This is a genomic window from Variovorax sp. P4_D9, from assembly GCF_056401695.1.
In genome coordinates this window covers 1-10,617 of record NZ_JBFUIU010000290.1, presented here as the reverse complement: position 1 = coordinate 10,617, position 10,617 = coordinate 1, and the positions used below count along the sequence as shown (strand labels likewise).

At 63.0% G+C, this 10,617-nt stretch carries 8 protein-coding genes and 3 pseudogenes; 5 read left to right on the top strand and 6 right to left on the bottom strand.

Annotated features, from left to right (window positions below):
- Nucleotides 1-16 precede the first annotated feature (16 nt).
- From istB to AC1DY5_RS27185, 6 genes and pseudogenes are all read right to left on the bottom strand, one after another.
- Entirely contained in the window at nt 17-781 is a 765-nt protein-coding gene (istB, locus tag AC1DY5_RS27210) for an IS21-like element helper ATPase IstB (RefSeq protein ID WP_478116444.1), read from the bottom strand.
- Nucleotides 778-1,753, bottom strand: a pseudogene (locus AC1DY5_RS27205) (Mu transposase domain-containing protein); the annotation flags it as partial. The pseudogene AC1DY5_RS27205 and the gene istB, both read right to left, overlap by 4 nt.
- An 86-nt stretch (nt 1,754-1,839) precedes the next feature.
- Nucleotides 1,840-2,844, bottom strand: coding sequence for a tyrosine-type recombinase/integrase (locus AC1DY5_RS27200; RefSeq protein ID WP_478116442.1), 1,005 nt, complete (start codon nt 2,842-2,844; stop codon nt 1,840-1,842).
- Entirely contained in the window at nt 2,841-3,815 is a 975-nt protein-coding gene (locus AC1DY5_RS27195; RefSeq protein WP_478116440.1) for a tyrosine-type recombinase/integrase, read from the bottom strand. The genes AC1DY5_RS27200 and AC1DY5_RS27195 overlap by 4 nt, the downstream gene beginning before the upstream one ends.
- Nucleotides 3,812-5,071 (bottom strand): site-specific integrase, encoded by a 1,260-nt coding sequence (locus AC1DY5_RS27190; RefSeq protein ID WP_478116438.1) that lies wholly within the window; start codon nt 5,069-5,071, stop codon nt 3,812-3,814. Before AC1DY5_RS27190 ends, AC1DY5_RS27195 begins: the two co-directional genes overlap by 4 nt.
- 166 nt (nt 5,072-5,237) lie before the next feature.
- A pseudogene (locus AC1DY5_RS27185) lies at nt 5,238-5,453 on the bottom strand (IS21 family transposase); the annotation flags it as partial.
- Between the two features lie 128 nt (nt 5,454-5,581).
- Here AC1DY5_RS27185 and AC1DY5_RS27180 point away from each other — a divergent pair.
- The 5 genes and pseudogenes from AC1DY5_RS27180 to AC1DY5_RS27160 form a co-directional block, all read left to right on the top strand.
- Nucleotides 5,582-6,841, top strand: a complete 1,260-nt coding sequence (locus tag AC1DY5_RS27180) for a site-specific integrase (protein WP_478116437.1) — start codon at nt 5,582-5,584, stop codon at nt 6,839-6,841.
- Complete coding sequence (locus AC1DY5_RS27175) at nt 6,838-8,199, top strand: tyrosine-type recombinase/integrase (protein ID WP_478116435.1); 1,362 nt, start codon at nt 6,838-6,840, stop codon at nt 8,197-8,199. Before AC1DY5_RS27180 ends, AC1DY5_RS27175 begins: the two co-directional genes overlap by 4 nt.
- A complete protein-coding gene (locus AC1DY5_RS27170) occupies nt 8,196-9,197 on the top strand; it encodes a tyrosine-type recombinase/integrase (RefSeq protein ID WP_478116433.1) in 1,002 nt (333 codons plus the stop codon). Before AC1DY5_RS27175 ends, AC1DY5_RS27170 begins: the two co-directional genes overlap by 4 nt.
- 252 nt (nt 9,198-9,449) lie before the next feature.
- On the top strand, nt 9,450-10,049 hold the full coding sequence (locus AC1DY5_RS27165; RefSeq protein WP_478116431.1) for a tyrosine-type recombinase/integrase: 600 nt from the start codon (nt 9,450-9,452) through the stop codon (nt 10,047-10,049).
- Between the two features lie 248 nt (nt 10,050-10,297).
- Nucleotides 10,298-10,617 (top strand): annotated as a pseudogene (locus AC1DY5_RS27160) (transposase); the annotation flags it as partial.

Genomic DNA, 10,617 nt, shown 5'->3' with positions numbered 1-10,617 from the left:
AGGCAGGACGGTCGGATTATGACGATTCGGGCGTGATGGCGATGCGCGCGGCGGCCTCCTTCAGACGGTAGCTCTTGCCCTCGAACTCCAGCATTGCGCAGCGGTGCATGAGCCGGTCCAGGATGGTAGTGGCCATGGTGGCGTCGGCGAGGTACTTGCCCCAGTCCTGCACCACCCGGTTGGAGGTGATGACGATGGCGCGGCGCAGCTTGTAGCGCTGGTGCACGATGGCCTGCAGCAGTTCGGCGCTCACGTCGGCAATGCGCCGGGCCAGGAACAGGTCATCCAGGACCAACAGGTCTGGCTCGATCCAGCCCTTGAGCTGTTCGGCCTGCTCTGCTGTGCTGGCCAGCCCGTAGCGGGCGAACTCGGAGTCGGCCTCCACGTAGCGCACGTCATAGCCCTGCAACGTGGCCTGGTAGGCCACCGCCTTGGCCACATGGCTCTTGCCGGTGCCGGGCTTGCCGACGATCAGTGCGTTGGCCCCCTCGCCGATGAACTTCAGGGTGTGCAGCTCGAAGCAGGCGTTGCGCGGCAGCTTGGCGTTGAAGCGCCAGTCGAAGTCCGCCAGCGTGAGGCGCTCGGCCAGGCCTGAGCGCTTGAAGCGGCGCTCCATCAATCGCGAGCGGCGCCGGTCGAGCTCGTCTTGCAGCATGGCGGCGAAGGTCTCCAGGAAGGGCTGCTGGGCGGCCTGGGCCTGCATCACGCGGGTGGACAGGGTGTCGGCGATGCCGGACAGGCGCAGCTCGCGCAGGGCGCGTTCGATCTCGGTCATGTTCATGGCTGGGCGATCTCAGTGGTGTTGGAGGTTGTGCCGCCCGAGGTGGCGGTGGCGACGTGGGCGAACAGATCGCCGTATTCGTCGGCGCTGCGAATGAGCTCGTGCTGCTGGGTGAGCGTTGACGCCGACTGTGTCGGGGTGCCGGCCTGCAGGGCGGCCAGAGCGTCGGCCACCAGCCGCTCGGTGAGCGCCTTGACGTGGCGGTAGCTGTGTACGCCTTGCTCCATGGCGGCCGCGCAGGCCGCGTCGATGAAGTGATTGGGGTAGCGCTTGGCCAGGTTGACGATGCCCCAGAGCTTGCGCTGGCCCACGCGCCCCTCGATGGCGAACAGCGTCTGGCACAGCCGAGAGGCCTGCGGCCCGATGGTGCGGGCCTGGCTCAAGATGTAGCGCGTCTCGCGCGAGGGGTTGAACACCCGCTCGGCCATGGGCAACACCACGGTGCCGGGGCGATCGACCCGGTCGTGGGTGCGCAGCAGGCTTGGGTGCGAAGGTCTCGGATCTCGATGCGCCGCTCGAACAGCCGCACCAGCACCTTGGAGCCAATCGGGCCGGGCGCGCGGCGTAGCTGCTGTGGTCGATGCGCACGCAGCTGTCGTCGCAGACCGTGCGCTGCACCTCGGTGAAGTACTGCATGCGCGTGGCTGGCAGCGGCTGCAGGTGGGCGCGCTCCTCCTCGAACATGGCCTGCACCTGACGGCGCTCGGCGCCGTGGATGCGCGAGGCGGCCCACTTGGACTCCCAGTGTTCCAGGCAGGCGTTCTGCTCTTCGATGGTCTCGAAGCGCCGCCCCTTGAGCGCGGTGGACTGGGTATGTTGGATCGCGTTCTCTACCGTACCCTTGCGATTCGGATCCCGTACCCGGGCTGGGTCGGCCACCACCTCGTAATGAGCGAGTGTGGCCGCGTAGACCGGATTGAGCGCGGGCTCGTACAGGTCGGGCTTCAAGACGCCCTCCTTAAGGTTGTCCAGCTTTTGTGGCGTAGCCCGTTATGTGCCCAACCGGCGCGGAAGCCGCCCTGGCGATGGCGAGCCACCGGTTGATGGGAACAAAACCATCAGAGCGACTGCAGCCATTTCATCAGGTCCTGGTCGTGACGCCATCGGACACGCGCGGGAGATGCCGCCGAAGTTGTCGGAGGCATGCATGCCGCGAGGGCCGCCATCTTGGTCCGCATCGTTATCTCAGCGTATCGATTCGTGGTATCGAGGCTGACGTGACCGAGCCATGCACGAATCACGTTGAGGTCGACACCGGACTCGAGTAGCCGGACCGCAGTTGTATGCCGGAAACTGTGCGGAGAGATCGTCTTGGGCTGGTTGTTTGCTCCACGCCGAATGAAGCCCTCGGTATGACGGCGCACGAGTTTGTAGATGCCAAAGCGCGTGAGCGGCTGCTGTCGGCCTGAGACGAAAAGCGGGGCCTGAGTATCGCCCGTTCGAACCGTGTCCAACTGCCTGAGCAAGGTAGCAGTCTCCGGCCAGATCGGACAGGCGCGCCACTTGTCGCCTTTGCCGTGCAGCCGAACGCGCAAGGGCCCGGCGAGGTCGACGTCGCCAACACGCAAGTCGGCGATCTCCTGCACTCGGGCGCCGGTGTTGTACAGCAGCATGAGCAGCGCGCGATCCCGCAGCGCCCGATTGCCTTGCGCCACAAGGGCCTGGAACAGCTGCTCGACTTCGTCGTGTTCCAAGTAACGAGTTTCTGCGGGCGCCGCGCGCTTGTTCGGGATCGCTTCCACGCGCTCGGCCTCAGCCAGCAATTCACAGTGATGCGTCGCCAAATAGCGGTAGAAGGTATGCAGCGCAGCCAGACGCTGGTTACGAGTTTGCGGCTTGTTGTGGCGCTCACGCTCGATCATCTGCAGGAAATCCAGAACCCTCTGCGACGACAGGTCGGCCAGCACGAGCCGAGTGACCGGCTTGCGGCAGGCTCCGGCGACGAAGGCGAGGAACAGCTTCATCGTGTCGCGGTAGCTCTTGATGGAGCCCGGTTGCAGACCCTTCTGCACGTTCAGGTGATCCTCGAAGAAGTTGAACAGCACTTGCCCGATGGTGCTCATGGCTGGCCTCGCCCTGGGGCGAATGCCCGAAACCTTCGATCGGCCTCGCGCAACAGCTCCTCGGTGATCGTCAGGTACACAGCGGTGGACGCCGGGTCTGCGTGGCCGAGGAACGTTGAGAGGTGAAGCAAGCGCGAATTGGGATCGATGCCCGAGCGATACCAACGCAGCAAGGTACCCACGGCGAAGGCGTGGCGAAGATCATGCAGGCGTGGAGTGCAGACGCCGGTCGGAATGTGCAGCCCCAGCCGAGGCAGTAGCGAGTGGAAAGTCTGGCTGAACGTGCATTCGTTGACGGCGCCGCGCGCGGTGAAGGAAAACAGCGGCGCCTCAGGGCTGGGGTACGTCCCGTGTCGCTGTTCGACATAGCGCGCCAGGCGCTCGCCTATGCGCGGACCAAACGGCACCAGCCGACTCTTGTAGAACTTGGTCTCGCGGATCAGTAGTGTGGCGTCATCGAACCGGACATCGCCCACCAGCAATCTGCTGACCTCGCCCACCCGCAGCCCCAATCCGTACAGAAGCGCAAATACCGTCTCGTAGATCAGCGCGCGATGCGGCGCACGTGAACAACTGCGCAAATTGCGCGCGACCTCGAGCAGTCGTCTCGCATCGTCGAGACTGAACAGGTACGGAATGCGTTGACCACTCACGCGACGAGAGCTGGCCGTGACGGGGTTGTGATCGACCATGCCTTGCATCAGCGTCCAGTCGAAGAACCGTCGCACCGACCCGACCAGATGGTTGTAGCTGCGTGCATGCTCGCGCGGGCGAGAAGCGAGGAACGCGTCGATGATCCGAGGATTGATCTGTTGCAGAGCTGTGACGCGGTGCTCGGCAAGATAGGCGTCGAGCAACCGCAGCGCTGCTGCTTCGGTTCGGTATCTGCGACCCAGTGCCCGCTTGAACTGCAGGAAAGCGTTGATCGGCGCAGCACAGGAACTCCGGAGCTCAGCTTGGCGGCGACTCATAGGGCCTCCCCGTTGCCCATGGCAACTTCGCGCAGCGCGGCGATATCGACCTTCGTGTAGATCCTGGTCGATGCAGTCGACCGGTGGCCGACGTAATCGCCAATCGTCTTCAGTGAGAAGTCGGCATCAACCAACCGTTGCACGCAGGTGTGGCGCAGCGTATGGGCGCCGGCGCGGTGAACCTGCACGCCGGCGCGGTGAAGGTACCTCACCACCGCCGAGCAGACCGCCGCGTTGGAGATGGGACGACACGGTGCCATTGCTCGGAGGAACACATGCCGATCAGCGGTCTGCTGGCGGCCGTCCTTCAGGTAATCGATGATGGCCTCACCAACGACGCTGGCCAGCGGATAGGCTGACCAGTGGCCTGCCTTGCGTTGCGGGATGTTCAGCCGCTCGTGTTGCCAGTCGATGTCTTCCAGCATGAGGCTGGCCACCTCGTGGGCGCGCAGGCCATACGCCACCAGCAGCAATAGCATCGCGTAGTCGCGGCGCCCCACAGCGGAGCGCCGATCCACGCAGTTCAGCATCTGCCGGACTTCCTCCCAGGTGATGGCCCTCGGCAGATTGGCCAGGCGATATGCCTGGGGCGGTTGAACCGCGACGCCGAGATCGCGGTCAATGAAACGCTCGCGGTGGCAGTAGCGAAGGAATACGTGAAGCGTGCCACATAGATCGCGTCGGCTCGAGCGGCTCAAGCCAGGGCAGTAGTTCACGATGAAAGCCGCCAGAAGCGCGGGCGACAAAGACGCGACCGAAGCGTGGGCACGCTCAATGAATGTCTGCAGGCCGTTGAGGTAATGAACGTATTGCCGAATGCTGGCGGGCTTGAGCCCGCGCTCATCGCGCAGATAACCAGCAAATCCTGGCACCTCAGCTTCGAATGGAAAAGGCTTGCGTGGGCGGTGCGGTTCGACACTGCCATAAAGCGCCAACTCAAGCATCTGGCGCACCGGGTTGCGCACATCGCGCGCAGCCTTCGCGCGGCATTCCTCGGACTTGCTCGACCTGCCGTGGACCGACTGCCAAAGCAGTACGAACGGCTCCACGTGCTCCAGCGCGGTCCAGCCGTCGGTTGCCCCGTGCCGACTTGCGAAGTCGCCGAATTGGCAAAGGATCGGGACGCGCTTGAAGACGTTGCGGGCCGAATACCCCTGCGCCTCCATCCACGCGACGTAGTGCTCGATGTAGGTCACAGCAACGTTGGCTCGAATGCGATCGACCGTGACCGGCCTGACGTAGTAGCGCTCCAGCATGACAACCTCCGTTCCAAGTTGGGAAAGGAGGTCGATCCTCGCTCTGGCTTCTCGGGTTATGTGCCCGCCTTCCCCTGCGACCGGAGAAGCTCCAGGGCGGCTTCCGCGCCGGTTGGGCACATAACGGGCTACGCCACAAAAGCTGGATTTTGTTCCCGGGAACAAAATCCAGCACGACGTAGTGGGTCGACCCGCCAAAGTAGGCCCAGGCCTGCTCGTGCAACTCAGCCCAGACTTGCTGGCTGGACTTCCAGACCACGCGACGGAAGCTACGCCGCGAGTAGCGCAGCGTGGCCACGAACAGGCGGGGTTTGCGCCAGCGCTCGGTGCCCGGCACCCGGGTGGGGGCGCCTTCACCGTAGTCGACCTGCATCTCCTCGCCTAATCGCAAGCATCCCGTAATCGAAAGGACGAGCAGGAAGCCGCGGAAATCCGAGGCACTCCCGCGATTCTCCTTCGCATTATTGGCGTGTGGGATCCTCGACGAACCACTTTGTCGAGGAGGCTCGCATGTCCAATTCCGCATCAGTATGTTCTTCAAGTGCTTCATTGATCGAGAGACTGCGGCATCACCTGAAGATCGAGGCGTATTCCCCGTCGATCCAGCGGTGGTATCCCACGTTCGCACGTCACTTCCTGGACTACTGCGACGGCAAGCGCCTATCGATGGATGCTGTCCGATCGGTGCACGTCGCGCAGTTCTTGCGTCGGCAATATCGGCTCTTCTGTCAACGGCACGGGCAGTCTTTGCCGCTTAGCAAATGGCGCCACCGATACACCGGTGCCGTTCACATGCTGCTTCGTCTTGTGCACGGAAGATGGCCGATCGCCGAGCCGCCGGCCACCGCACTCGAAGCCTTTCACCGCAACGTCGTGCAGGATTACGACAGGTGGTTGGCCGATCTGCGTGGACTTTGTCCAGAGACTCGAACCAAGCGCACGACATATGCGCTGCGGTTCCTGACCTCGCTCGGGTCCCAGGCAGATCAGAACGGCCTTGGGGACCTGAGCGTTCGCGACATTGATGCGCACTTGAAGCGACGTTGTCGCGGGCTGCGACGCGCCTCCATCGAAGACTGCACCGTCTGCCTTCGAGACTTCCTGCGCCATCTGTGCCGTAATGGGTTGACCGCAACCGATCTCTCCGGCACGGTGATCGGACCGCGCATCTACGAGCACGAGGGCATCCCCTCGGCGCTTCGTTCGGAAGAAGTGCAGCGAGTGCTGGAAGTGACTCGCGAGGATCTCTCGCCGGTCGGTCTGCGCGACTACGCCGTCTTGACGCTGTTGGCGACCTACGGCCTGCGGGCTGCAGAGATCGTCAGGTTGCGCCTTGAGGACATCGACTGGAGGCGAGATCTTCTTTGCGTGCGCCACGCGAAGACCGGAACGTACTCCGAGCTTCCATTGCTGCGCGAACCCGGCGAAGCCATGCTTCGATACCTGAAGAAGGGGCGTCCGCCAAGCGCGCATCGAGAAGTCTTCCTGCGTATCCAGGCTCCGCATCGGCCGTTCAAGGGCGGATCGATCCTCAACTGCATCACGAGTTCTCGTCTCCGAGCGGCCGGAATCACCCCGCAAGGGAGAAAGGGACCGCATGCCTTTCGCCACGCGCGGGCCGTGAGTTTGCTGCGCTCCGGCGTGCCGCTCAAGATCATCGGCGACGTGTTGGGGCACACGTCTGCCGCAGCAACTGCCGAGTACCTCAAACTAGCGACGGAGGATCTACGAGCCATCGGGTTGGAGCTTCCCAGTGGAGTATCGCCATGACATCCACCGGCAACGCGAAGCTCATCGAGCGGTTCCTGCGGGCGCAGCGCTATCGCCATCCGGCCACGGTGGAGAACTACACCGGCCTCCTGCGCAACTTCAACGGCTTCGTCGCGAGGCACGGTTCCGGCGCTTCACCGACCGTATCGATCGTCCAAGACTGGCTGAAGGAACGCAGCCTGAAATGGGCGGCACACATCCTTTATCACCGGGCTCGCCTCGTCGAACGATATCTCAACTGGCTTGAAGGCCAGGGGGTGATTGCAGCGAACCCCTTTGCGGAGCTGCATCGGCTATACGGCCCGCGCACCACGCCGATCGTGGGCGCCCTGGTTAGCGAAGACAGTGCCACAGAATTGCAGCAGCTGCGGCGGATGCCGCGCTTCGGAAGCGTCCTTGGACGAGTAATGGAAGAGCACGTGGCGCATATGCGCGCGCTCGGCTATCGCTACGACACCGGCGAGGACACGTTGCTTCGCTTCGATCGCTTCCTCCAGCATCACCCCGAGTCGATCGGACTGCCGTTGAACGCGCTCGCTGAGCTCTGGAGCGAGGAACAGCCGTCTCCGTATCACTTGTTCGAGGCGCGGAGAGCGGGGCGCATCGTCTCGAAGGCCATGCACCGGCTCGATCCGCGGGTGCCTATCTTGCCAATTGGACAGGGGGTGGCTGAGGGTGCCCGCCGGGGCCAGCGCACCGCCCATCTCTATACGGACGAGGAGATACAGCGAGTGCTGGAGGCCGCACTGTCGTATCCGTCGCCGAAGGCGCCGCTGCGTCCATTGACGCTCTTCACAATGCTGGTGCTTGCCTACTGCGCCGGGCTTCGGGGAGGAGAGATCGTGCGCTTGAGGCTCGGCGATGTCGATCCGCAGGAAGAGACCATCGACATCCGCGAGACGAAGTTCTTTAAGCATCGTCGCTTGCCCCTGGCCCCCGGAGTGATGGCCGCTCTCGGGCAGTATCTCTCGCAGCGGAAGCAAGCCGGCGCGCCGGCGAGCGCGGGCAGTCCCCTGTTCTGGTCTCCGCAGACCAACCAAGGCTACTGCATTGGAGGAGTGAGGCTTGTGCTGACGGATGTGCTGCGACGTGCGGGCGTCAAACCGGCGCGCGGGGCAATCGGAGCGCGAATTCATGATCTGCGGCACACGATGGTGGGTCACCGGATGCGCGATTGGTACAAGGCGGGCATCAATCCACAGTCCAGGCTGCCGTACCTCGCAACGTACCTCGGGCACAAGGACATCCGCTCGACGCTGGTGTATCTGAACATCACTCCGGAGTTGCTGCAGGAAGCCGCCGAACGCTTCCGCAAGAACGGCGCGGCGGCGTTACGGGCAGCGGAGGGGGCGCAATGAACTCGAACTCCCTCGCCGGTCTGCTGCACGCGTTCTTCCATGAATGGATGGCGAAACAGAGGAATCTCTCTCGCCACACCGTATGCTCGTACCGCGACACTTGGAAGTTGTTCCTGCGATTTGCTGCTGAACGTAAACGGCGACAGATCGCGCAGTTGTCGCTGGCCGATCTGCAGGCTGGCGAGGTACTGGCGTTCCTCGACCACCTGGAGAAGGACAGGAAGGTGACCATCGGCACACGCAACTGTCGGCTCGCCGCCATCCGTAGCTTCTTTGACTTCGTCGCCCATCGCGAACCGCTGGCGATCGTGCAATGCACTGAGATTGCGCGGATCCCAGTCAAGAAGAAGACCCAGCCAGCCATGTGTTACATGGATGCGGAGGAGATCGCGGCCATCCTGCTAGAGCCCGACCGCTCGAGCTTGGAAGGACAAAGGGATCACGCGCTGCTCGCGTTCCTCTATAACACGGGAGCCCGGATCCAAGAGGCGCTGGATGTCTGCCCGCGGGCCATACGCTTCGAATCACCCGCTCAGGTCGAGTTGCTCGGGAAGGGGCGCAAGGGTCGAATCTGCCCGTTGTGGCCGGAAACGGTCCAGGTGTTAAAGGCGCTGCTGAGACGACAACCGCGCCCGGATGACGAACCCGTCTTCGTCAATCGATATGGTCGGCCGCTCGGCGCCGCTGGCGTTCGCTTCAAGCTCAAGAAATATGTTCTGTCCGCCGCCCGGCACGTACCTTCGCTCGCGACAAAGAAGGTCACGCCGCACACGTGGCGTCACAGCGTCGGCGTTCAGTTGGTCGCAGCCGGCGTGGATGTGACAGTAATCCGCGACTGGCTCGGGCATGCGCGACTCGACACGACCAATCACTACGCACGCGCCAATCTGGAGACCAAGCGAAGAGCGCTCCAGCAGGTCGATCCATCGACGAAGCCGGGTCGGCCGCCACGGTGGAAGCGGAATCCGGAACTGCTCGCCTGGCTTGACTCGTTGTGAACCAGGCGCGCCCGTAATGGAAAGGTCGCGTTACCCAGTAGCACGAAAATCGAGGACGCGGGCCACCACCTTCGCATTACCGGATGCTTGCGATTAGGCGAATTGGACTAAACCGCTGGCGCGATAGTGCCTGATCACAGGCCGGGCGCCAATCCACCGCCCTGGGCGCATTTCCCGAGAAGCTCCCGATGCGGAACGATGCAGTTGCTGTTCGCAGCACTTCATCCGTTCCACTTGCAAAGGAGCTTCGCCATGACACCGCTACGCCAGCGGATGCTCGAAGACATGGGCATTCGCAATCTCGCCGAGAACACACAGCTGTCCTATCTGCAACAGGTCTCGCTGTACGCCCGACACTTTGACCGCTCGCCTGAGGCACTCGGACCGGAGGAGGTTCGGGCCTATCAGGTGCATCTGACGAAGACCCGCAAACTCGCTCCGGGCTCAGTCAGCATCGCGACGGCGGCGCTGCGCTTCCTCTACAAGGTGACACTCAAGCGCGACTGGATGCCGGACGACATCCCCATGCCCAAGAAGCCGTTCAAGCTGCCGGTCGTGCTCAGCCAGGCGGAGGTCGCTCATTTTCTTGACTGCGTCGACAGCCTGAAGCAGCGCACGATTCTCACCACCGCCTATGCCGCAGGCCTGCGCGTGTCCGAGGCCACGCACCTGAAGGTGACCGACATCGACAGCCAGCGCATGATGGTGCGTGTCGATCAAGGCAAGGGGGGCAAATGTTCTAYAGAACATTTGCCCCCACATGTGTTCGCCGGTCTTATGTTGCGTCGGGTGCGGCACCCGCGATTGGAAGGGCGAGAGCTGTCGGTAGATGCCGGTACGACCGCAACATAAGGTTTCGGCCGCATTCCTACAGCGACCGATGAGACCTGGATCGGAGTGCCACTGCTTGATGGAAACCCCATCGGGTTGTGCGCAGTGCGCCAGAGCCTTGGCTTCCATTTCCAGGTCTACCTGGGCATAGATGTACATGGTGTCGAGGAGCCAGGGGCGCGAAATACTATGTGTCGTCAAAGACGACGAGATCCAGTTGACTCCAGGGGTCAAGGAAGCACCACAACATAAGACCGGCGAACACATGTGGTATGAAGCTGCACATCGGCGTGGACAGCCAGACGGGTCTTGCGCACAGCGCGGTGGTCACTGCAGCAAATGTGCACGACAAGCATCCGCTGCCCGATCTTCTGCACGGCCAGGAGGAGCGCGTCTACGGCGATTGCGCATATACCTCGCAGGAGAAATTGATCGAGTCCAAGGCACCAGGGGCGGCGGACTTCACTAACAAGAGGGTCCGCAAGGGCAGCGTCACCGAGKAGCTCGAGCGCATGGTCAACCGCATCAAGTCGAGCGTGCGAGCCCGGGTTGAGCACGTATTCGGCGTCGTCAAGCGCCTGTGGGGCTT